Here is a 22,235-nt window from a genome sequence, read left to right on the forward strand (position 1 = left end):
GCGCGTGCCCGGCCGTTCCTTCTTCTCAGCACCGTGTGCCACGTCATTCCCTGCGGCGATCCAAAGGGGCTATATAGGGTGGATGACCAGCACCGCCACCGAACCGCTCGACCATCTCATCGCCCGCCGGCTCGAGGACGCGCTGTCCCCCGCCCGCCTCGCCGTCTCCAACGACAGCGCCCAGCATCGCGGCCATATGGGCGACGACGGCACCGGCGAGACGCACTTCTCGGTCGAGATAGAGAGTGCCGCCTTTGCCGGCCTGTCGCGGGTCGCGCGGCAGCGGCTGGTGAACAAAGCGCTCGCCGACCTGTTGGCTACCCGCATCCACGCGCTGGCGATCCGCGCACGAGCACCGGGGGAACAGTGAATGACCTATGACCTGTGGTACTGGCCGACCATCCAGGGGCGCGGCGAGTTCGTGCGGCTGCCGCTGGAGGCCGCCGGCATCGCCTATCGCGACTGCGCGCGCGAGCTGGGCGCGAAGGCGATGGTCGCCGACATGGCGTCGCGCACCGCCCGCGCGCCGTTCGCGCCACCCTATCTGGTGCTCGGCGGGCTGGTGATCGCACAGGTCGCCAACATCCTGATGTTCCTGGGCGAGCGCCACGACCTGGCCCCCTCGGCGATGGCAGACCGGCTGTGGCTGGCGCAGGTGCAGCTGACGATCGCCGACATGGTTGCCGAGGTCCACGCCGTGCACCACCCGGTTTCGGTCGGCGCCTATTACGAGGACCAGCGCGACGCCGCGGCACAGGCGGCGGCGCAGTTCCGCGAGGCGCGGATGCCCAAATTCTTCGGCCATTTCGAGGCGGCGATCGCGACCGGTCCGGGCGACTGGCTGGTCGACCATCGCTGGACCTATGCCGACACCTCGCTGTTCCAGCTGGTCGAGGGGCTGCGCTATATGTTCCCACAGCGCATGGCGACGCTGGAGCCGGATTATCCGGGGCTGATCCGCGTGCGCGACCAGGTGGCGGCCCTGCCCGGCGTGCGCGCCTATCTGTCCAGCGACCGGCGGCTGGGGTTCAACACCGACGGCATCTTCCGCCACTATCCCGAGCTCGACGCGGCGTGAGGGCGGAGGCGATCGTCCGTCTGCCCCGCCCGGCAGCGCGTATCCTGATGGTCGACCGCGACGACCGCGTGCTGCTGTTCCGCTTCACCCCGACCGATCGCCCGCCCCTCTGGTGCACGCCGGGCGGCAAGGTGGACGACGGCGAGAGCTACGAGGATGCGGCGCGGCGCGAGTTATGGGAGGAGACCGGACTGACGCTCGACTGCGGCGCGCAGGTCGCGCGGCGGCAGGTGCAGTTCGTGACGTTCGAGGGCGATCATGTCGATGCCGACGAGCGCTATTTCCGCATCGACCTGGACGCGTGCGAGATCGCCGCGGGCGCGCTGACCGAGCTGGAGCGACAGGTGCTCGACAGCTGGCGGTGGTTCACCCGCGCCGAACTGGCCGACTGGCCGGAGCAGATCTTTCCCGCCGACCTCAACCAGCTGCTGGAGGACACCAAGTGACGCTGACCCGCATCGCCCTGTCGACGGGTGTCGAGCTCGACGTGCAGCTGGCGGGCGCGGAGGACGCGCCGGCGGTGATCCTGCTCCACGGCTTTCCCGAGTCGCACCGGACCTGGCGGCACATCGTCCCCGACCTCGCCCGCGACCACCGCGTCGTCGTACCCGACCAGCGCGGCTATGCCAGCTCTTCCAAACCGACGGCGGTCGCGGACTACACGCCCGACAGGATCGTGGGCGACCTGATCGCACTCGCCGATGCGTTGGGGATCGGGCGCTTCACGCTGGTCGGCCACGACTGGGGTGGTGCGGTCGCATGGATGGCGGCGCTGACCCGACCCGACCGGATCGAGCGGCTGGTGATCGTCAACGCGCCGCATCCCCTGATCTTCCAGCGCTCGCTGTTCGACGACGCCGACCAGCGCGCCGCCAGCCAGTACATCACCCGCTTTCGCGATACCGGGCTGGACCAGGGGCTGGTCGGTGCGGGGCTGGAACGGTTCTTCGGCAGCAGCTTCGCGCACCATGTGACCAAAGCGATCGCGGGTGAGGACAAGGCGGCGTATCTGGACGAATGGTCGCAGCCGGGCGCGATGACGGCGATGCTGAACTGGTATCGTGCGTCCTCGATCGTGGTGCCCGCCCCCGGTGAGGACCCGCCCCGCCCCGCCTTTCTCGACGCGCCCTTTCCGCCGGTGATGCAGCGGACGCTGGTGGTGTGGGGCACGGGCGACAAGGCGCTGCTGCCGGTGCAGCTGGAGGGGCTCGACGCGCTCGTCCCCGACCTGACCGTCACGAAGGTCGATGCCGGCCACTTCGTACCATGGGAAAACCCGCAGGCGGTGATCGCGGCGATGCGGGATTGGGGAATCTAGGCACCCCCGCGCAGCGCCGCGTCGGGCAGCGCGATCGTCTCGCCGTCTGTCATGGGCGCGCCCGGCTCGATCCAGGCGCCATGGGCATGGGCGCTGGCCACCACCTGCCAGCCGCCGTCGCCGGGCCAGCTGCGGACCTGCACCAACTGGCGCGCACTGGCGCGGTCGGGCTCCATCATCACCCAGGCGAGCGGGCGATCGGCATCGGCGCGTTCCCCCGCCGCCAGCATCGCCGCGCGGATGCGGTCGGCGCTCGCGGTCGGCAGATACTGCCACACCACCGAGTGCATCAGGACCCGCGTCACGCCCGATGGCTGTGGCTCGGCCAGTCGTGCTTCGACCCAGTCGGCGGCGTCCGCCCGGTCGAGCCGGATGCCGCGCTCGCGCTGCATCGCGATCGCCGCGCGCAGCCGCGCCTGCCGTTCGGGCGCCTCTGCCCAGACATAGGCGGCGAGCCGCGCCTCCACCGCCGGATCGGTGGCATCGAGCGGCTGGATATCGCAGCCGCGCACCCCGACGATCGCCAGCGGCACGAAATCGGGCGCGTCGCCGCGCCACTCGGGTCGGATCATCACCGGCGCGCCCATGGGTCCGACCAGCGTGCCGCCCAGGTCGAAGCGATAGCGGTCGATCAGCAGGTTCAGCCCCGCACTCGATCCGATCTCCAGCAGCTCCAGCCGTGGGCCGTGCCGCGCCGCGACCGTCATCAGCCCGGTCATCAGCGCCGCCGAACGCCCCGGTTCGTTGGTCTGCGGCGGCCCATCGAGCCATGGGAGCAGCCACGCGTCGTGCTCGCCGAACACCCGCGACAGAATGGCGGCGATCCTCTCCTCGTCCGTGACCTCCCCAGCGAATACCCGTGTCAGGTCGGCGTCACGCCCGGCCTGCACCAGCGCGTGCAGGCCCCCGACCAGCCGCAGCGGCAGCGCGTCGCGGGTCGGCTCGCCCGACCAGCCAAGCACCCGCCGCCCGGTCTCGCTGTCGGCGGTCAGCCGATCGGCGATCACCCCGCACATCCGCGCGTAGATCGGCGCCGCCATCTGCGCGCAGTAGAAACGCTGGATCCGAAACGCCTCGCGATTGCCCGCCTCGTCCGCCATCACCGACTCCTTCGTCCCATGAGTTGCACCCTCTGCGGCCCATCAGTAAAGCCCGCCCCGTGCCCGCTCCCCTCATCATCGCCGTGCCCAAGGGGCGCATCCTGGCAGAGGCGCTGCCGCTGCTCGCCGCCGCCGGCGTCCGGCCCGAACCGGCCTTCTCCGACGAGAACAGCCGCGCGCTGCGCTTTGCCACCGATGTGGCGGGAATCGAGCTGATCCGGGTGCGCGCGTTCGATGTAGCCACCTTCGTCGCGCACGGCGCCGCGCAGCTGGGCATCGTCGGGTCGGACGTGCTGGCCGAGTTCGACTATTCGGAGCTGTACGCGCCCGTAGACCTGTCCATCGGCCATTGCCGCCTGTCGGTCGCCGAGCCTGCCGAACTGGCGGAGCGCGACGATCCGCGGGGGTGGAGCCATGTCCGTGTCGCCACCAAATATCCGCATGTCACCGCCGCCCATTTCGCCCGGCGCGGCGTGCAGGCCGAGTGCGTCAAGCTGAACGGCGCGATGGAGCTGGCCCCGACACTGGGTCTGGCGCCGCGGATCGTCGACCTCGTCTCCTCGGGCCGGACGCTGAAGGAGAACGGGCTGGTCGAGGTGGAGCGGATCATGGACGTGACCAGCCGACTGGTCGTCAACCGTGCCGCGATGAAGACGCGCGACGACGTCGTGCCGCTGGTCGAGGGATTCCGCCGCGCGGTGGTGGAGCGGCTTGCGGCATGATCCGGCTCGACGCCGCGGCCGCCGGCTTCGCCCAAGCCTTCACCGCGCTGGTCGACGCGCGGCGCGAGTCCTCCGCCGATGTGACGCGCGATGTCGCGGCGATCGTCGCCGACGTGCGGCAGCATGGCGAGGCGGCGGTGGCAGAGCTGACGCTGCGGCTCGACCGGCACGACCTGGCGGAAACCGGCTGGGGGATCGAGCCGGCGACCTGCGCCGCCGCCTATGACGCGCTGGAGCCGGGACTGCGCACCGCGCTCGATCTCGCCGCCGCGCGCATCCGCGCCTATCACGAGCGGCAGAAACCGGTCGACAGCGACTGGCGCGACGAAGCCGGGGTGCGGCTGGGCGCGCGCTGGTCGGCGGTCGACGCGGCGGGGCTCTACGTGCCGGGCGGTCGCGCCGCCTATCCCTCGTCGCTGCTGATGAACGCGATCCCGGCCAAGGTGGCGGGCGTGCGGCGACTGGCGATGGTTACGCCGACGCCCGATGGACAGATCAACCCGCTGGTCCTCGCCGCCGCGCATCTCGCGGGCGTGGATGAGGTGTGGCGCATCGGTGGCGCGCAGGCGGTGGCGGCGCTCGCCTATGGCGCCGGGCCGATCGCGCCGGTCGATGTCGTCACCGGCCCGGGCAATGCCTGGGTCGCGGAGGCCAAGCGCCAGCTCTACGGCGTCGTCGGCATCGACATGGTGGCGGGACCGTCGGAGATCGTCGTCGTCGCCGACGCGGCCAACGATCCCGAGTGGATCGCCGCCGACCTGTTGAGCCAGGCCGAACACGATACCGTCACCCAGTCGATCCTGTTTACCGATGATGCGGTCTTCGCCGACGCGGTCGCGGCGGCGGTCGAGCGTCAGCTGGATACGCTCGCCACCGGCACGGTGGCGCGGCAGGCATGGGAGGCGAACGGCGCGATCGTCACCGTCGCGTCGCTGGCCGAGGCGATGCCGCTGGTCGACCGGCTCGCGCCCGAGCATCTCCAGCTTGCCGTCGACGATCCCGACACGCTGTTCGCCCGCGTACGCCACGCCGGCAGCGTGTTCCTGGGCCGCCACACGCCCGAGGCGATCGGCGACTATGTCGCCGGGCCCAACCACGTCCTGCCGACCGGCCGGCGCGCGCGCTTCGCCAGCGGATTGTCGGTGCTCGACTTCATGAAGCGTACCAGCTTCCTGGGGCTGGACGAAACCGCGCTCGCCGAACTCGGTCCCGCGACGATCGCCCTGGCCGAGGCGGAGGGGCTGCCCGCGCACGCACGCTCGGTGGCACTCCGGCTCAGGACCAACCGCTGAGCCGGACGATCGATCGGCCGCCCGGCGGCTTTGTCGGCCCGGTAAAGCGGTCGATCACGATCGCCGGGCACCAGACCTCGATCAGCCTGGAACCCGTGTTCTGGACCGCGCTGGAGGCGGCGGCGGCGGCGCGCGCCCTGCCGCTGTCGGCACTGGTCGCGCAGATCGATGCGCTGCGCATCCGCGAAGACGATCCACCCAATCTGGCCAGTGCGTTAAGAACATGGCTGTTTCTTGACACAAACTGCGACATTGATGAAAGTCACTCGCAATAGCGTTGACAGTGCGAACGACTCTCATTAGCCGGCCTCCCAACAAGGGGGGTTACAGTGTCCACATCGTCCGCTTCGTTCATCGCTCTCTCGTGCGTCGGCTTCCTGGCGACCGCACCAGCCGCCGCCGCGCCGGCCGACGTCGTTCCCGCCAGCGCACCCGCCGACCCGCAGGACGGCAAGCGCGACGTCGCGCGCGACGACATCATCGTCACCGGTACGGCAGAGGCGGCGCCCGCCACCGTCGAGAGCCCGAAGGCGACCTCCGCCCTGCTCGATACGCCGCAGACGATCACCGTCATCAGCGACCAGGTGCTCCGCAAGCAGAACCTCCAGACGCTCCGCGACGCGCTCCAGACCATTCCCGGCATCACCTTCGGCGCCGGCGAGGGTGGCGGCGGCTATGGCGACAGCATCAACCTGCGCGGCTATTCGGCGAACAACGACATCACCATCGACGGCATCCGCGACAGCGCGCAGTACAGCCGCACCGACCCGTTCAACATCCAGCAGATCGAAGTGTATAACGGCGCCAATTCGGTCTTCAACGGATCGGGCAGCGTCGGCGGCACGATCAACCTCGTCACCAAGGAACCGCGGCCCGAGGATCTGACGATCGTGCAGGGATCGGTCGGCACCGATGCCTATTACCGGGGGGCGATCGACGCCAACACACGCGTATCGGACCTGGTGGCCGTCCGCCTCAACGCCGCCTACCACCACAACGACGTACCCGGCCGCGATGTCGAGAAGTACAAGCGCTGGGGCATCGCCCCGTCGGTGACGATCGGGGTCGACGGGCCGACCAGCCTGACGCTCGCCTATGTCCACCAGCGCGACAACAATACGCCGATCTATGGTGTGCCCTATTACAAGAACGCGCTGTACGATGGCGCACTGCCGGGCGTCGATAGCAGCGACTATTTCGGCATCGTCAACCTCGACCGCCAGGATACGACCGTCGACCGCTTCACGGCGACGTTCCGTCATCAGGTCGACGCGCATCTGTCGGTGCGCAATCTGATCCGCTGGCAGCGTGTCGGCCAGGACAGCGTCACCAGCGCGCCGCAGGGCACGTATTGCCTGGCTGCAACCAATCGCACGCCGACCGGCGGAGCATGTACCGCTACCTTCTCCAACGTCGTCGACGCGGGCGGTGTCTATCGCCCGGGCACAAGCTCCGTGACCATTCCGGTCGCTGCCGGCTTCTTCCAGCCGAACGGCCCGCGCGGCCTCATCCGAGAGCAGGTCAATCAGCTGCTGGTTAACCAGACCGATATCCGCCTGGAGACAGGCGAGAAGGGCGGCGTCCGCAACGTCGCGAACATCGGCATGTCGGCGTCGACGGAGGATTATGCGATCACCACCGCATCGCTGATCCGCAATGCCGCGGGGCAGGCGCTGATCCTGCCGCCGATCAGCATCGGCGACCCGAACACCGTCTATACCGGCCCGATCAATCGCACGGTGACCGCGCAGTCCAAGTCCACAACCACCAATGTCGCGGTTTATGCCTTCGACACGCTGGAACTGGGTCGCTATTTCGAGCTGAATGGCGGCGTCCGCTGGGAAACCCAGCAAGCCCGTTTCCGCGCGCTGCCGCTGGCCGTGGTGCCACCGGGCACGGTCCCGCTGACCGCCGCGCAGCAAGCGCCGCAGCGCAGCGACTAACGGCTGTTTTCCTACCGGATCGGCGCGGTGGCTCATCCGGTGCGGAATGTCAGCATCTACGCAGGCTATGGCAATGCCAAGACGCCGTCCTCGGCGACGGTACGCCTGGGATGCGGCGCGCAGACCTCGCAGGTCATCGGCGGTCAGACGCAGATATTCGACCCCTGCCAGGTCGCGCCGGAAACCGCGAAGAACTACGAGGCCGGGATAAAGGCCGGATTGTTCGATCGCCGCCTCGAACTCACGGCGGCCGTGTTCCGCAACGAGCGCACCAACTTCCGCGTCGCGTCGAACGATCCGGCGCTGCCGACGGCGACCCAGGTGCTCGACGGTCGCAGCCGGGTGGACGGCATCGCGCTCGGCGCATCGGGCAACGTCACCCACGCATGGACGATCTTTGCCAATTACACCTATCTTGACGGCGAGATCCTGCAGGCGATCTCCGATCGCTGCCTCGCGGTGCCGAGCACAACCTGCGGCAATTCGGCCGCCGTCCCCGATCCGCAGCGCGGCACGCTGTTCGTGCAGACGCCCAAGCATTCGGGCAGCCTGTTCACCACCTACAAGCTGCCGTTTGGCCTGGAGGTCGGCTACGGCCTCACCTACCAGGGCAGCTTCGCGCTGAACGCCGCCAGCCTCGCCGCGCCGACGCAGTTCCGCTCGGACGATTATCTGATCCACCGCGCCTATCTCGCCTACAGCTTCGCCAACGGGCTGACTGCGCAAGTCAACGTGCAGAACTTCACCGACGAGAAATATTACACCTCGATCCGCAACAACGGCTGGGCGGCACCGGGCGAAGGCCGCCAGGCGGTCTTCAGCCTGTTCTACAGCTTCTGACGTCTGCTACTTCTCCCCGTCCGCTCCCCCCGGAGGCGGGGCGGGGAGAAGACGTGAGGGCCATGCCATGCTGATCGCCATTCCCGATGTCCTCGATGCCCCCGGCGTGGCGCGGGTCCGCGCGCTGATCGACGCGGCAGAGTGGGTCGACGGCAACGTCACCTCTGGCCCGCAGGCGGCGCTCGCCAAGCGCAACCAGCAACTGCCCGAGGACGGCGTGCCTGCGCGGGAGGCGGGCGGACTGGTGCTCGACGCGCTCGGCCGCTCGCCGCTGTTCGTCGCCGCAGCCCTGCCGCTCAAGGTGTTTCCGCCGCTGTTCAACCGCTACGCCGGCGGGCAGGATTTCGGGCTTCACGTCGACAACGCCATCCGGATGAAGCGCGGCACCGATTTCCGGATCCGCTCCGACCTGTCGGCGACGCTCTTCCTCGACGATCCCGCCAGCTATGACGGTGGCGAGCTGGTGATCGAGGACCAGTTCGGGCCGCAGGCGGTCAAGCTGCCCGCCGGTCACCTCGTCCTCTATCCCGCCTCCAGCCTGCACCGGGTCACGCCCGTCACCCGGGGCGTGCGGACGGCGAGCTTCTTCTGGCTCCAGTCGATGGTCCGCGACGACGGCGAGCGGCGGACCCTGTTCGAGCTGGACCGCGCGATCCAGGCAGTCGCGACCGACCGGGGCCAAGGTGACGCGGCGGTGGTGCAGCTGACCGGCGTATACCACAATCTGCTGCGCCGCTGGGCCGACGCCTGACATCTGTGCGATTGACTTGCAATAGCGCGCCGTGCACAGGCGAAGCGGGGTAGATGCGGGGACGATCATGAGCAAGCTGGCGTGGCGCCGGACCTGGTTTCAGGTCCATAAGTGGATCGGGCTGATCCTGGCGATCCTGATCGTGCCGATCTCGTTGAGCGGTGCGGCGCTGGTCTGGCACGACGCACTCGATCGGGTGGTCAACCCCGCGCGCTTCGCGACCAGCGGCACGACCCTGCTCGGTCCTGACGCCTACACCGCTGCGGCCGAGCCCGCGCTGAAGCCGGGCGAGCGCATCGCGCAGCTGGCAATGCCCGAGCATGACGGCCCCGTCGTCGTCAGCGCCGCCGCCGCACCTGCGCCGGGCGCGCGCCCGCAGGGCGGTCCGCCGCAGCGCACAGCGATCTATCTCGACCCGCCGACCGCCCGGGTACTCGACGTCGCGTCGAGCCGCGCGGGGCTGGTCCGCTTCCTCCATGTCCTCCACGGCAGCCTGCAGGTACCGGGCGTCGGGCGGACGATCGTCGGTTGGATCGGCGTGGCGATGATGGTGTCGTGCTTCACCGGTCTGTGGCTGTGGTGGCCGACGGTCGGCCGATGGGCGCGCGGGCTGCGCTGGCGGCGGCACCGCAACACCGACACCAACCTCCATTACCTGATGGGCTTCTGGGTCGCGTTGCCGCTGTTCATCCTGTCGCTGACCGGCGCGTGGATCAGCTTTCCCGCCTTCTTCGCCGGGCTGACCGGTCAGGGCGGGCCGCAGCGCGGGCCCGATCGCGGCGGGATGATGCGCGCCCAGCCGCTCGCCCGCCCCGCCCAGTCGGTCGCGACCGTGCTGCGCGAGGCGCAGCCGCTGGCTGGCGGCGCGACGCTGCGCAGCATCGCGTGGCCGACCGACAAGAGTCCCGACTGGACGGTGACTTTCGCCGGCGGGGGCGCGCCGCTGAGCATCAAGGTCGCCGACGATACGGGCACCGCCACCCCCGCCGCGGCCGGTGCGGGCGGGCCGCAGGGCGGAGTCGCGCGGCTGATGCGCCGCATCCATGACGGCGACGGCATGGGGATCGTCTGGCAGGTGGTGATCTTCATCGGCGGCATCCTGCCGGCGGTGCTGGCGATCACCGGCATCATCATGTGGTGGCGCGCTCGCGGCTGGAAAGCCGAACTCGCCGCCAAGCAGCGGGCGAAGGCTTAAGCCGATACCTCTACCGTCATGCCGGGCTGGTCCCGGCATCCACTGTCCCGCAAGAACAGCGGCTTGAGCATGTGCGGCCCGGTGGATGCCGGGACCAACCCGGCATGACGAAGGGGATTGGCGTCGAGGACGAGCGGCGGTCGTCATCGGGGCGTATGCAGCCCCTAAGCGTCCTCCACACTCCCCCTTCTCCCTACCGCCCCAGCAGCACGCGTGCCTGGCCAGCGACCTGCGCCAGCATCGCCGTGCTCGGCGCGGCGGCGTGCCGGGCACGGTCGATGATCGTGGTGAACTGGCCGACGCGGGCGGCATTGTCCGCCAGCCACACCTCGACCGCACCTTGCGGATCGGCACCCGCCCGGCGCGCGAGGAAGTCGAGCCGCAGCTGCTCGAAGTCGCGGACCAGACCGGCGACGAGCAGCCGCTCCCAAGGGTCGGCCGGCGCCAGTCGCGCCGCATGCGCCTGCGCCCAGTCGAGCCCCAGCGCCTGACCCAGCCGGGTGTAGGCGCGGGTCAGCGCCTCCTCGCCGATGCCCAGCTGGACGCCCAGATCGGCGAGCCCGACCACCCCGTCCAGCTCGAAGAGACGGACCACGCGGGTGGCGATGGCGTCAGGCGCCCCCGCCTCGCGCAGGTGCGCGGCGATGCGGGCACTGCCGGCACGCGCCTCTTCCAGCAGCAGCGTCTCGGTCTGGCGGTCGAGTGTGGCGATGCCCTGCCCGACCCGCGCGACGACCGCGGCAATGCCGCCCTCGCCACGACCGATCCGGACGAGATCGGCGACGTGCGAGCGGGCGGCCAGCGCGACCTCGTCGAACAGCGCCAGCCGTGCCGGCTCCGGCATCGTCGTCGCCTCGATATCCGCCCACAGCGCGTCGAGCCCGAAGAGCCGCTCCGCCACCACGAACATGCCCGCGATATCGGCCAGATCGACGCCCTCCTCCTCCGCCAGCTCGAACGGCAGCAGGATGCCGAGCCGGTTGACGAGACGGTTGGCGAGCTTGGTCGCGACGATCTCACCGCGCAGCCGGTGTTCGTCGATGGCGCGGCCGAACCGCTCGCGCATCGCCGGCGGGAAGGCGGCTTGCAGGTCGGGCAGCAGCGCCTCGTCCAGCCCCAGCCCGCTCTGCTCGATCGCGTCCTGCAGCGCCAGCTTGGCGGTCGCCAGCAGCACCGCCAGCTCCGGTCGGGTCAGCCCGCGCCCGTCCTGGCCGCGGCGCAGCAGCTCCTGGTTGCCGGCCAGCCCCTCGACCCGGCGGTCGAGCCGCCCGGCCGCCTCGAACGTCTCGATCGCGCGGACGTAACGCGGCATCGCGGTCGCCCCGCCCCGCTCTGCGATCGACAGCGCGAGCGTCTGGAGGCGATTGTCCTCCAGCACCAGGCGCGACACGTCGTCGGTCATGCTGGCGAGCAGGACGTTGCGGTCCGCCTCGGCCAACCGCCCCTCGTTCATCTCGCGGTTCAGCGCGATCTTGATGTTGACCTCGTTGTCCGAACAGTCGACGCCAGCCGAATTGTCGATGAAGTCGGTGTTGATCCGCCCGCCGGCAGCACTGAACGCGATGCGCGCGGCCTGGGTGACGCCCAGATTGGCGCCCTCGCCGATCGCGGTGACGCGCAGCTCCTCGGCATCGACGCGCAGCCGGTCGTTGGCGGGATCGCCGACCGCGGCGTTGTTCTCCGACGACGCCTTCACATAGGTGCCGATGCCGCCGAACCAGAGCAGGTCGGCGGGGGCGCGCAGGATCGCGGAGATCAGCGCCGCGGGCTCAAGGCTGGTCGCGTCGATCCCCAGCGCGGCGCCCACCTCGGGCGTGATCGCGATCGACTTGGCGGCGCGGCTATGTACGCCACCGCCGGCCGACACCGGCGCGGCATAGTCCGCCCAGGACGAGCGCGGCAGTGCGAACAGGCGCGCGCGCTCGGCATAGGAGGTCGCCGCATCCGGGTTCGGGTCGAGGAAGATGTGGCGGTGGTCGAACGCCGCGACCAGCCGGATCGATTCGGACAGCAGCATGCCGTTGCCGAACACGTCGCCCGACATGTCGCCGCAGCCGACGACGGTGATCGGGTCCGTCTGCACGTCCACCCCACGCTCGGCGAAATGGCGCTGGACCGAAACCCAGGCGCCCTTGGCGGTGATGCCCATCGCCTTGTGGTCGTACCCCTGCGAGCCGCCGCTGGCGAAAGCATCGCCCAGCCAGAAGCCACGCTCCAGCGCCAGCGCGTTGGCGACGTCGCTGAAGGTCGCCGTACCCTTGTCGGCGGCGACGACGAAATAGGGATCGTCGCCGTCCAGCACGCGCACATCCGCCGGGTGTGTCACCGCGCCGTCGACGATGTTGTCGGTGATCGACAGCAGCGCGCGGATAAAGACGCGGTAGCTCTCCGTCCCCTCCGCCAGCCAGGCGTCGCGATCCACCGCGGGCGACGGCAGCAGCTTGGGATAGAAGCCGCCCTTCGCGCCGGTCGGCACGATTACCGCGTTCTTGACCCGCTGCGCCTTCATCAGGCCAAGGATCTCGGTACGGAAATCGTCGCGCCGGTCGGACCAGCGCAGCCCGCCGCGCGCGACCGGGCCGGCGCGCAGGTGGATGCCCTCGACGCGGGGGCTATAGACCCACACCTCTCGCCACGGCAGCGGCGCCGGCAGGCCCGGGATCAGGTGGCTGTCGAGCTTGAACGCCAGCGCCTCCGCGCCCGCCGGCGCATAGGCGTTGGTGCGCAGGCACGCCTCGACGAAGCTGCGATAGGCGCGCAGCACGCGGTCGTCGTCGATCGCCGAGACGGCGTCGAGCCCCGTGTCGAGCGCGGCGTCCGCCACCTCGATGCCGCCCCCTGCCGGGCCGTGCGCCGCGGCGAAGCGATCGATCAGCGCGCGGGCGACGTCGGGCGCGCGGCGCAGCGCGTCGACCACGGTCGACAGGCCGTAGGGAAGCCCGGCCTGGCGCAGATAGCGGAACCAGGCGCGCAGCAGCACGACCGCGTCTGGCGCCAGCCCCACCTCGACGATCAGGCGGTTGAACTCGTCATTCTCCGCACGCCCTTCCAGCACCGCGGCGATCGCGCCCTCCAGCACGCCGGCATCGCTGCCGGCGACGCCTGCAGCATCGACGACGAAGTCGTGGACGAAGGCGTCGCTTGCATCGCGCAGCCGGGTCGGCAGCTCGCCGATGACGCGGAAGCCGAAATTCTCCAGCACCGGCACCGCGTCGGACAGCGCCAGCGCGCCGCCCAGCTTGTAGATCTTCAGCTGGCGGTCCTCACCCTCGACCGCCGGCAGGATCCGCACCCCGCGCCCCTCGCCACCATCGAGCGCGGACAGCCGCAGCACGTCGCTCGCCGCCTCGCTCGCGTCGGTGACATTGCGGTAATTGGGCGGGAAGGCGTCGGCCCAGCGCAGCGCCAGCCGCGCCGCGCGGGGCGCGGGCACGATCTCGGCCAGCGCCGCCTCGACATCGGGCACCCAGCCGCGCACCATCCGCTCCAGCCGCCCGCCCAGCGCCTCGACATCGGGCAGCGGCCGGCCGCGGCCGCGAGGTTCGAGCATGTAGCGGATCAGCGCGACCTGCCCGTCCTCCAGCGCGATCGACCAGTTGAGCACGTCGGCGCCCGCCGCCTCCGCCAGCATCGCCGCGATCGCGGCGCGGCGCCCGGCGGTCACCTCGTCACGCGGCAACCAGACGAAGGCGAACAGGTGGCGCCCCAGCGGCGACGGGACCAGCACCAGCGCTGGACGCGGCCGGTCGGCGATCGACATGGCGGCCAGCGCCAGCTGCTCCAGCCGGTCCGCGTCGAGCGCCACGACGATGTCGTGCGGCAGCGCGGTCAGCGCGTGGGTCAACGCCTTGCCGGCATGGCCACGCGGATCGAAGCCGAACTTCTCCTCCAGCGCCGCCAGCCGCGCGCGCAGCATCGGCACCGCGCGCGGCTCGGTCGCGAGCGCGGCAGAGGTCCACAGGCCCATATGGATCGACAGGCCGGTCACCACCCCGCCCTCGCGAAGGGGCATCACCACCAGATCGATCGGCACCGCCCGGTGCACGCTGGCGATCAGGTTGGACTTCAGCAGCAGCGGCGGCTGCCAGCCGCGCTCCGCCGCCCGTTCGAACCATTCCATCGCCAGCTTGCGCGAGCCGTCGGCCAGGATCGGGCGCGGCTGCGGATTGCGCGCGATGCCCAGTGCGTCGAGCGTGCCGCGCTCGCGGTGCCAGCGTTCATGGCCCAGCAGGGTCAGCTTGCCGTCGAGGAACCAGCGGAGCAGCGCCGCCCCCTCACCCGACCAGAGCGCATCGGCGTCCTGCGCCAGCGCCCGCTTCAGCGCCTCCCAGTCGGCGACCGCGGCGCGTACGTCGGCGAGCGCGGCGGCAAGGTCGGCGAGCAGGTCGCGCCGCTCGCGCGCGTCGGCCCGCTCGACCTCCAGATAGATCATCGATTCGCGCGCCGGCCCCTCGCCGATCGCGGTCAGCCGCCCCTCGCCGTCACGGGTGACGGGCACCACGGGGTGGATGATCCGATCGATCGCGATGTCGCGGCCGGTGATCGTCGCGGCGACCGAATCGACCAGGAACGGCATGTCGTCGTTGATGATCGCGACCCGCATCCGGCGGCGGACGTCGTCGGCGGCGATCGGCTCCAGCGCGATGGCGGGCTGGCCAGGCACGCGCTGCTCGGCAGCCGCGGCGGCGAAGCGGGCGGCGGCGAGGGCCTCTGTCGGGCCGAAATCGCGCAGCTCGCCGGGCAGCGCGCCGACCGTCAGACGATCGGCGAGCGCGGCGGTGATGTTATCCTTCTCCATGCGCGCCGTATGCGCCCGGCGGACTGGCTTCTCAAGGCTTGTGGGCGGGTTACGGCCGATCAGCCGCGCTTCAGCACACGCTCCGCCAGCCCGGCATCGGCGACGCTGCCGACGATGTCGAGCACCCCGTCCGCTCCCATCCGCGCGACCAGCACCACCGCATCGCCGGGGGCGGCCGACTCGATCGCCAGCGGCAGGCGGGCGATCACCGCCCGCTCGGCCAGGGCCGGCGTGGTCGCCGGACGCGCGGTGACCGGGCGACGTGCGTCGCGCTCGGCGGCGACGATCGCCTTGATCCCGCCCTCGAACCCTTCGAGGAAATTGGGCAGCCGGCCGACCGCGATGCCATGGCGACGGGCATGGCCCAGCACGGCGGCGAACTCGGTGAGGCGGGTCTTGTCGTAATCGGCGCCGAAGACCAGCTTCACCACCGGGGTCATCGGCGCGCGCGGCTGGATCGCGATCCCCGCCTCCGCCACCAGCCGCTGATACCCGTCCTGGTCGGCATCGGCCGCCAGCGCGAAATCATGTGCGCGGCCGAGCGCGCGGTAGAGTGCGGCGCGACTGCGCGTGTCGGCGGCCCGTACCGCCGCGGCGGTCTCGCGCGCCATCATCAGCGCGTCGGCCAGTGTACCCTCGGGCAGCGCCACCGCCTCCGACCCGACCGTGTCGGCACCCGGACCATCGGCCCAGACCGGCGCCTCGACCACGGGAGCGGCCGGCGTTTCGCGCACCGCCGCCGCCAGCTCGGCGCCCAGGCTGGCCTGGACCGCCGGATCGGCGATCTCCTTCCAGTTTATGACGCCGTAGATGAAGTCGATCGTGTCCGCGTCGCTCGACGAGAAGGGCATCAGGATGCCGCGATACAGCGTAGTCGAGCCGCGCGTACTGACGAATTCCGCCTCGAAACCGACGGGTGCGCGGTTGGCGATGATCTGCAGGTGATGGTCGGTCAGGCGCGACAGCAGCGAGCGCGGCGGCACGTCGCCGACCCGCGCGATCGGTCCGCCCAGCGCACATTCCTGTGCCAGCCGATCGCCCAGATAGACGATCGCGGGATCCTCGACGTCCTGCGCGAAGTCGAGCAGCACGCCGTTCGATCCGAAATCGGCCGCGCGCGCGGGATCAAGGTCGGCGATCGCCGGAAAGGGCCGCCCCTTCAGCAGCGAAACCCAGTGATTATAGGCACGGACGTGCATCCGCCGCTCGTCGCCGCCCAGCTCGAACAGCGCGCCATCGCCGCCGTCATCGATCGCGTCTTCGGCGTCGAGCTCCAGCACTTCCGCGTCATGACGCATGTCCATCGGCCCCGTCTGATCCTGCATCGTCCAAGCCGCCTTGTGGACCATCCGTGGTAAACGAGACGTAAATCGCCGCCCCGACACGCAGCCGCTTGTCAGCACGCCCGTCCGCTGATAATCGCCCACCCTCACCGGCATCGCCGGACCGGCACGCCGCTTTAGCTCAGCTGGTAGAGCATCGCATTCGTAATGCGGGGGTCACAGGTTCGAGTCCTGTAAGCGGCACCACTTCCACGAAACATCGATCTGCAAACACCGCGTGACGCGCATGGCGGTTCTCGATCGGACACAAGGTTTCCGGCGCGCGTTCTGGCGTGATGTGTCTTCATCGGTGTCGATGGGGTTTGCCAGGGAGGCTGTCATGGACAGTGGTGATCGACAGGTTGCGATGCGTCGCACCGCCGAGATGGCCGCGGTGTTCATGATCGGCGACGGGCTGCTCGGTATCCTGCAGCCGACGCGGCATGTCGAATTATGGCGCTCACGCTTCGTAATCGTGGATAATCTGGTGCGGCCGTTCGGTGGCAGGCCGGGTCGGCGGCGCGGATATGGCGTCGTACAACTGGTTGCAGGGCTGGCGCTTGCCTCTCGGCTGCGGGCGCCTGCCAAGTCCGTGACGGCAGGGGACATCGATGGCTGATTTCGACGATGCGGCCGACCCGGAACTCGGCGCTGCCTGCAACAGATTGTCGGCTTTCACCTTGCCGATCCCGAGCGGGGCGCTGATTGATCAGGCGTCGGGACTGACCGAAGCCGACCTCGCGACAATCCTGCGGACCTTGTACCGTGATCGTCATCGGCTTCCAACCGAGCAACCGGAACCGAACGACAGCGAGCCTACTCGCAGAGGCCCTTGGGGCTGAGGCCCCCGCACTCGCCATTGGATGTCGCCCTTGCCCTCCCAGAGCCGGGCTGCAAATAAGTCAGCATTATATATATGTCGCAAATGACAAATAATTTCTGATTTGTCATGAAGTCCTTGATGAGGGGGCCTTCTCCGGCATTTTATATGCCAGGCGCTCGGGTCGGGCTAAGCCATAGGGGCATTAGGAAAAGTTTTTCCGTTTGTATGCGCCGTTTCGCCGCTCGCTGTCGCTTGCGCCGCGCCCGTGTGGGCACAGGAGACGCCGAGCCCCGATCCGACCCAGGTTCCCGACGATGCGAAGAACCCGCAATCGCCGACGAGTCCGTCGGCTGGAACCGAGGTGGGCGGCGGCGAGATCGTCGTCCCCGACTCGCGCATTCGGCATGACGAATATTCGGTGGCCGAGCCGCTGACCGTGATCGGCAAGGACGAGATCACCCAGGCCGGGTTCAACAGCGCCACCGACGCGCTGCAGAGCAATGCCGTTACGCAGGGCACCGGCCAGATCAACAACGCCTATGGCGGCTTCGTCACCGATGGCGGCACCGGCGCCAACACGCTGGGCCTGCGTGGCCTGGGTCCGGCACGGACGCTGATCCTGCTCAACGGCCGCCGTCTGGCGCCGGGCGGCACGCGCGGATCGGTGGTCGCCGCCGACCTCAACGTTCTGCCGACCGCGATCATCGACCGCATCGAGGTGCTGAAGGCGGGCGCGTCGTCGGTTTATGGATCGGACGCGATCGCCGGCGTCGTCAACATCATCACCGACAAGGCGCTGACCGGCCTGCGTCTCGACGCGCAGACCAACATCCCGCAGGTCGGCGCCGGCATTGACCGCCGCGTGGCCGCGACCTTCGGCGTCCAGGCCGACCGGCTCAGCCTGATCGGCTCGCTGGAATATCGCAAGCGCGACTCGCTCGCGCGCCGCGACGTGCCGTTCTTCAACTGCCCGATCGGCGGCTTCCTGGACGGCGAGGGTTCGGCCTTCGGCTCGGGCGACAATTTCTCGCCCGACGATCCCCGCGCCTGCTTCACGCTCGACAATGGCGGCGTGACGATCAACACGCTCGGCCTGCCGACCCGCAACGCGATCGGGCGGACCAGCGGCGTGGTCGGCCGGTTCAACCGCTTCGTGCCCGCGCCGGGTGTCACCACCGGGCCGTTCCCCGGCTATCTTGGCGTCGGCACCTATGACCGCGACACGTTCGACTTCAACCAGGAGCGCGAGCCGCTCATCACCGGCGTGAAGACCTATACGGGCTTAATGTCGGGCAGCTACAAGCTCGACGGCCTTGGCAATGCCGAGATCTATGCCGAGCTGCTCGCCACCCGCCGCAAATCGTCGGCTCCCCTCTATCGCCAGCTGTCGCTCGACTATCTGCAGGGCAACCCGCTGCTCCCCGCTGATCTTCGCGGCGGCCTGTTCGCCAACCCGACCAACACGTCGAGCGGGCAGAATATCGCAGCGCGTGCGTTCATCGGCTATGGCCTGACCCAGGCGCGCCAGACGGTGGACTATGTACGCGCATCGGGCGGTATCCGCGGCGACTTCTTCCTGCCGAAATGGCGCTACGACGCCTATGTCGGCAAGTCGTGGAACGACGGCACGTCCGAGGGCGAGTCCTTCCTGACCGACCGGCTGGCGAACTCGCTGAACGTCGTCGCCAACGCCAACGGCACGTTCAGCTGCGCCACCGCCGCGGCCAACCCGACCTGCGTCGCGGCGCCGGCGCTGACGGCCGACGTGATCGGCGGCAATCTGCCGGCGGCGTTCCGCAACTACATCGTCCAGAATACGATCGGGAAGACGCAGTTCCGCGAGACGACCTATGCGTTCAACATCGACGGCCCGGTCTTCGCGCTGCCCGGCGGCGACGCGCAGCTGGCGCTGGGTGTCGAGCATCGTCGCCAGAGCATCAACGACCAGCCTGACCTGAACTCGATCAACGGCAATCTGTTCGGCCTGACCGCCGCCACGCCGACGGTCGGCAAGGACAATGTGAAGGAAGTGTTCGGCGAGATCTTCCTGCCGATCCTGTCCGACCGGCCGTTCTTCCACCGGCTGAACCTGACCGGCTCGGCGCGCTATACCGACTATGCGTCCTACGGGTCGGACACGACCTACAAGGTCGCCGCCGAGTGGGAGCCGTTCCGCGGCTTCGGCTTCCGTGGCAGCTATGGCACCTCGTACCGCGCGCCGGCGCTGGCCGAGCAGTTCCTAGGGGCGACCAGCGGGTTCCTGCCGACCAACAGCGATCCGTGCAGCGCCCTGCCCGTCGCGGCCGATCAGTCGCCCAACCAGCAGATCATCGCCCGCAACTGCGCCGCGATCGGCCTGCCGGCGGATTTCGAGCAGCGCAACGGCATCACCTCGTTCCGCGTCGGTGGCGCCGAGGCGGGGCTGAGTGCCGAGACCTCGACCAACTGGACAGTCGGTGCGGTCGTCAGCCCCCGCCTGCCCGAGAGCGTCGGCTCGCTGTCGCTGTCGCTCGATTATTTCGACGTCAAGGTGAAGAACGGCGTGTCGGATCTCGACGGCGGAACCATCCTGAGCCGCTGCTACAGCAACGCGAACTTCGATCCGACCGCAGGGTTCTGCCGCTTCGTGCAGCGCGATGCCAACCAGGCGCTGACCGTCACGAGCAGCTTCGTGAACCTGTCCGAGAACATCGTGAAGGGATATGAGTTCAACGGCCGCTATGCCCGCGATCTGTTCGGCGGACGTTTCATCCTGAACGCCAACGTCACCCACTATACCGAGCAGTCGACCCGCCTCTTCCCCGAGGAGTTCCTGACCGACGCCAACGGCATCGTCACCGCGCCCAACTGGGTCGGCAATTTCGACGCCACCTATACCTATGACGGCGTCACCTTCCGTTACGGTCTGGACTGGATCGATGGCGACCACCATCGCACCTACGACTATTTCGCGTTCGACAATCTGACCGGCGTGAGCGATCCGGATCTGGTACAGGATTACAAGGACAGCTATTTCCTGGAGGCGAACGACTATTTCCTCCATTCGCTGTCGGTTCAGTTCAACGTGCAGAAGATCTACCAGTTCACCTTCGGCGTCCGCAACCTGCTGAACAAGGCACCGCCGCGGATCAGCGCCATCGGCTTTACGACCGTCGGAAACGCGCCGCTCTATTCGGGCTACGACTATGTCGGCCGGTCGTTCTTCGCGAATGCCAATATCAAGTTCTGATCGCTTCGGCCGTCATGACGAAAGGAGGGCTCCGGGTGACCGGGGCCCTTTTTCGTTGCCGGCTCGAAACCGCCCGAGCGGCGCAGCATCGCCCGGTATCATGTAGGAGAGAGCAGCCGGCCGAGTGAAAATCGGCGTGGCACAAGGATGCACGGCGTGCCGATCCGCCCCGACAAGGGAGGCGGTCACACGATGCATATCTGTCTGAAAACTGGAGCGGGCGAAGGGATTCGAACCCTCGACCCCAACCTTGGCAAGGTTGTGCTCTACCCCTGAGCTACGCCCGCTCTGGCGCCATGTTCCGGCGGCTGTTGAAGCCACCGGCTGGGTGAGGCGCGGCCACTAGCAGCCACTTGGACAGGCTGCAAGCACCCTTTGTCGATTTTTACGCTTGGCGACTCGCTTGTTGGAACATTACAAGAACATAATGAGCGAATCGCCTGCCCTCCTCGCCGAACTGCGGCGCATCGCCGCCGGTGGCGGCGGCGCGCCAGGGGCGGCGCATCGCCGCCGGTGGCGGCGGCGCGCCAGGGGCGGCGGCGCCGGTAGCGGAGGGGGCGTGGTACGGCCAGGGGCTGACGCGCGGGCAGCTGCACGAGGTCTATGCCGGTGAGGCAGCGGATGCAGCGGCGGCGACCGGCTTCTCGGTCGCGCTGGCGCTCGCCGCGGCGGCGCTGCCGCTCCTGTGGATCCGGACGGAGGCGGCGGAGCGGCAGGCGGGGCGGACGCTGGCGGGCGGGCTCGCCGAACTCGGCCTGCCGCCATCCGCGCTGATGCTGGTGGTGACCGCGGACGAGCCCGCGCTGCTGCGCACCGCCGCCGACGCCGCGCGCTGCGCCGGGGTCGGCACCGTCCTGATCGAGAGCTGGGGCCTCGCGCCCGGGCTGGACCTGACCGCGACGCGCCGGCTGATGCTGGGGGCGGAGGCGTCGGGCGTCACCGTGCTCAGCGTGCGGCTGGGCGCCGACCCGGTGCCGAGCGCCGCCGCCAGCCGCTGGCGCGTCGCCGCCGCCGGATCGACCGCGCTGGCCGCCGACGCGCCGGGCGGACCCGCCTTCGAGATCGAATGCCTGCGCCGCCGTGGCGGCCCCGCCGGGTGGCGCGGGCGAGTGGAGTGGAACCGTGATGCGCGATGCTTTGTCCCCCCGGAAGGTGCCGACACGGCAGGCGGCGTCCTCCCGCACGATGCCGCGCCGCTATCTGGCGCTGGTCTTCCCCTGGCTGCCGATCGAGCGGCTGCGCAGCGACCGGCCGCACCTGTTCGTCGGGCGGGATGAGGCGCCGGTCGCGCTGGTCGAGACGGTCGGCGGGGCGGTGCGGCTGGCCGCGCTCGACCGCTCGGCGACGGTGCTGGGGCTGCGGCCGGGAATGACGCTGGCCGATGCGCGCGCACAGCTGCCGGCGCTGGAGGTGTTCGCGCACGATGCCGGCGCCGATTTCGACTGGCTCGACCGGCTGGCGGCGAGCTGCCAGCGCTACACGCCGGTCGTCGCCACCCATCCCCCCGATGCGCTGCTGCTCGACATCGCCGGCTGTACCCACGCGTTCGAGGGCGAGCGGATGCTGGCTGCGGATGTCGAGGGACGGTTCGCGCGGCGCGGCGTGCTGGTCCGCCATGCCTTCGGCGACACCGCAGAGATCGCGCACGCGCTCGCCCGCTATGCCGGCGCGCCGGCGCCCGACGAGCGCGGCGCGGTCCGCCGCCTGCCGGTCGCCGCGCTGGGGCTGGAGGCCGAGGACAGCGCCGCACTGGCGCGCGCCGGGCTGAAGACGGTTGGCGACGTGATGGCGCGCCCGCTGGCGACGGTGGCGGCACGCTTCGGC

17 protein-coding genes, 2 tRNA genes and 1 pseudogene are annotated in these 22,235 nt (G+C 69.7%); 16 read left to right on the top strand and 4 right to left on the bottom strand.

Annotated features, from left to right (window positions below):
- Window positions 1–82 precede the first annotated feature (82 nt).
- Genes Q5H91_RS09350 through Q5H91_RS09365 form a run of 4 tightly spaced genes read left to right on the top strand, consistent with a single transcriptional unit; the run spans window position 83 to window position 2,396 of the window.
- Entirely contained in the window at window positions 83–370 is a 288-nt protein-coding gene (locus Q5H91_RS09350; RefSeq protein ID WP_305173117.1) for a BolA family protein, read from the top strand.
- Window positions 371–1,078 carry a glutathione S-transferase gene (locus Q5H91_RS09355; protein WP_305173118.1) on the top strand — a complete coding sequence of 236 codons (708 nt, stop codon included), beginning with the start codon at window positions 371–373 and terminating at the stop codon, window positions 1,076–1,078. It begins immediately after the preceding gene.
- Window positions 1,075–1,524 carry an NUDIX hydrolase gene (locus Q5H91_RS09360; protein ID WP_305173119.1) on the top strand — a complete coding sequence of 150 codons (450 nt, stop codon included), beginning with the start codon at window positions 1,075–1,077 and terminating at the stop codon, window positions 1,522–1,524. Before Q5H91_RS09355 ends, Q5H91_RS09360 begins: the two co-directional genes overlap by 4 nt.
- On the top strand, window positions 1,521–2,396 hold the full coding sequence (locus Q5H91_RS09365) for an alpha/beta fold hydrolase (RefSeq protein ID WP_305173120.1): 876 nt from the start codon (window positions 1,521–1,523) through the stop codon (window positions 2,394–2,396). The genes Q5H91_RS09360 and Q5H91_RS09365 overlap by 4 nt, the downstream gene beginning before the upstream one ends.
- Here the strand turns inward: Q5H91_RS09365 and Q5H91_RS09370 are convergent.
- Window positions 2,393–3,496, bottom strand: a complete 1,104-nt coding sequence (locus Q5H91_RS09370) for a DUF2332 domain-containing protein (RefSeq protein ID WP_305173121.1) — start codon at window positions 3,494–3,496, stop codon at window positions 2,393–2,395. The genes Q5H91_RS09365 and Q5H91_RS09370 overlap by 4 nt on opposite strands.
- A gap of 59 nt (window positions 3,497–3,555) precedes the next feature.
- On the opposite strand from Q5H91_RS09370, the gene hisG reads away from it, so the two are divergent.
- From hisG to Q5H91_RS09400, 6 genes and pseudogenes are all read left to right on the top strand, one after another.
- Window positions 3,556–4,218, top strand: a complete 663-nt coding sequence (hisG, locus tag Q5H91_RS09375) for an ATP phosphoribosyltransferase (RefSeq protein ID WP_305173122.1) — start codon at window positions 3,556–3,558, stop codon at window positions 4,216–4,218.
- Entirely contained in the window at window positions 4,215–5,510 is a 1,296-nt protein-coding gene (hisD, locus tag Q5H91_RS09380) for a histidinol dehydrogenase (RefSeq protein WP_305173123.1), read from the top strand. The genes hisG and hisD overlap by 4 nt, the downstream gene beginning before the upstream one ends.
- Complete coding sequence (locus tag Q5H91_RS09385) at window positions 5,507–5,785, top strand: ribbon-helix-helix domain-containing protein (protein WP_305173150.1); 279 nt, start codon at window positions 5,507–5,509, stop codon at window positions 5,783–5,785. The genes hisD and Q5H91_RS09385 overlap by 4 nt, the downstream gene beginning before the upstream one ends.
- Window positions 5,786–5,839: 54 nt before the next feature.
- Window positions 5,840–8,293 (top strand): annotated as a pseudogene (locus tag Q5H91_RS09390) (TonB-dependent receptor).
- 67 nt (window positions 8,294–8,360) lie between these two features.
- The gene (locus Q5H91_RS09395; RefSeq protein WP_305173124.1) at window positions 8,361–9,044 is read left to right on the top strand and encodes a Fe2+-dependent dioxygenase; all 684 of its coding nucleotides are present in this window, start codon (window positions 8,361–8,363) and stop codon (window positions 9,042–9,044) included.
- Between the two features lie 67 nt (window positions 9,045–9,111).
- Entirely contained in the window at window positions 9,112–10,239 is a 1,128-nt protein-coding gene (locus Q5H91_RS09400; protein ID WP_305173125.1) for a PepSY-associated TM helix domain-containing protein, read from the top strand.
- Between the two features lie 193 nt (window positions 10,240–10,432).
- Here Q5H91_RS09400 and Q5H91_RS09405 read toward each other — a convergent pair whose 3' ends face one another.
- Complete coding sequence (locus tag Q5H91_RS09405; RefSeq protein ID WP_305173126.1) at window positions 10,433–15,037, bottom strand: NAD-glutamate dehydrogenase domain-containing protein; 4,605 nt, start codon at window positions 15,035–15,037, stop codon at window positions 10,433–10,435.
- Window positions 15,038–15,096: 59 nt separating this feature from the next.
- Complete coding sequence (locus Q5H91_RS09410; protein WP_305173127.1) at window positions 15,097–16,341, bottom strand: PAS domain-containing protein; 1,245 nt, start codon at window positions 16,339–16,341, stop codon at window positions 15,097–15,099.
- 149 nt (window positions 16,342–16,490) lie between these two features.
- Between Q5H91_RS09410 and Q5H91_RS09415 the strand changes: the two genes are divergently transcribed.
- From Q5H91_RS09415 to Q5H91_RS09430, 4 genes are all read left to right on the top strand, one after another.
- Window positions 16,491–16,566, top strand: a tRNA-Thr gene (locus Q5H91_RS09415).
- 40 nt (window positions 16,567–16,606) lie between these two features.
- A complete protein-coding gene (locus Q5H91_RS09420) occupies window positions 16,607–16,978 on the top strand; it encodes a hypothetical protein (protein WP_305173128.1) in 372 nt (123 codons plus the stop codon).
- Window positions 16,971–17,201, top strand: a complete 231-nt coding sequence (locus tag Q5H91_RS09425) for a hypothetical protein (protein ID WP_305173129.1) — start codon at window positions 16,971–16,973, stop codon at window positions 17,199–17,201. Before Q5H91_RS09420 ends, Q5H91_RS09425 begins: the two co-directional genes overlap by 8 nt.
- A 246-nt stretch (window positions 17,202–17,447) precedes the next feature.
- On the top strand, window positions 17,448–20,411 hold the full coding sequence (locus tag Q5H91_RS09430; protein ID WP_305173130.1) for a TonB-dependent receptor domain-containing protein: 2,964 nt from the start codon (window positions 17,448–17,450) through the stop codon (window positions 20,409–20,411).
- A 212-nt stretch (window positions 20,412–20,623) separates the two neighbouring features.
- Here Q5H91_RS09430 and Q5H91_RS09435 read toward each other — a convergent pair.
- A tRNA-Gly gene (locus Q5H91_RS09435) sits at window positions 20,624–20,698 on the bottom strand.
- Between the two features lie 189 nt (window positions 20,699–20,887).
- Between Q5H91_RS09435 and Q5H91_RS09440 the strand changes: the two genes are divergently transcribed.
- Together Q5H91_RS09440 and Q5H91_RS09445 are read left to right on the top strand one after the other, a co-directional pair.
- Window positions 20,888–21,688, top strand: a complete 801-nt coding sequence (locus Q5H91_RS09440) for a hypothetical protein (RefSeq protein ID WP_305173131.1) — start codon at window positions 20,888–20,890, stop codon at window positions 21,686–21,688.
- A partial coding sequence (locus tag Q5H91_RS09445) for a Y-family DNA polymerase (protein WP_305173132.1) occupies window positions 21,597–22,235 on the top strand: 639 nt, incomplete at its 3' end. The genes Q5H91_RS09440 and Q5H91_RS09445, both read left to right, overlap by 92 nt.

The sequence above is a fragment of the Sphingomonas aurea genome (assembly GCF_030678875.1).
In the GTDB taxonomy this organism is placed as follows: domain Bacteria; phylum Pseudomonadota; class Alphaproteobacteria; order Sphingomonadales; family Sphingomonadaceae; genus Sphingomonas; species Sphingomonas aurea.

Bases quoted from the DNA above. Each gene is read 5' to 3' on its own strand.
- Q5H91_RS09350 (WP_305173117.1), top strand. From the start codon at position 83: ATGACCAGCACCGCCACCGAACCGCTCGACCATCTCATCGCCCGCCGG.
- Q5H91_RS09355 (WP_305173118.1), top strand. From the start codon at position 371: ATGACCTATGACCTGTGGTACTGGCCGACCATCCAGGGGCGCGGCGAG.
- Q5H91_RS09370 (WP_305173121.1), bottom strand. From the start codon at position 3,496: ATGGCGGACGAGGCGGGCAATCGCGAGGCGTTTCGGATCCAGCGTTTC.
- hisD (WP_305173123.1), top strand. From the start codon at position 4,215: ATGATCCGGCTCGACGCCGCGGCCGCCGGCTTCGCCCAAGCCTTCACC.
- Q5H91_RS09395 (WP_305173124.1), top strand. From the start codon at position 8,361: ATGCTGATCGCCATTCCCGATGTCCTCGATGCCCCCGGCGTGGCGCGG.
- Q5H91_RS09400 (WP_305173125.1), top strand. From the start codon at position 9,112: ATGAGCAAGCTGGCGTGGCGCCGGACCTGGTTTCAGGTCCATAAGTGG.
- Q5H91_RS09405 (WP_305173126.1), bottom strand. From the start codon at position 15,037: ATGGAGAAGGATAACATCACCGCCGCGCTCGCCGATCGTCTGACGGTC.
- Q5H91_RS09410 (WP_305173127.1), bottom strand. From the start codon at position 16,341: ATGGACATGCGTCATGACGCGGAAGTGCTGGAGCTCGACGCCGAAGAC.
- Q5H91_RS09420 (WP_305173128.1), top strand. From the start codon at position 16,607: ATGGCGGTTCTCGATCGGACACAAGGTTTCCGGCGCGCGTTCTGGCGT.
- Q5H91_RS09425 (WP_305173129.1), top strand. From the start codon at position 16,971: ATGGCTGATTTCGACGATGCGGCCGACCCGGAACTCGGCGCTGCCTGC.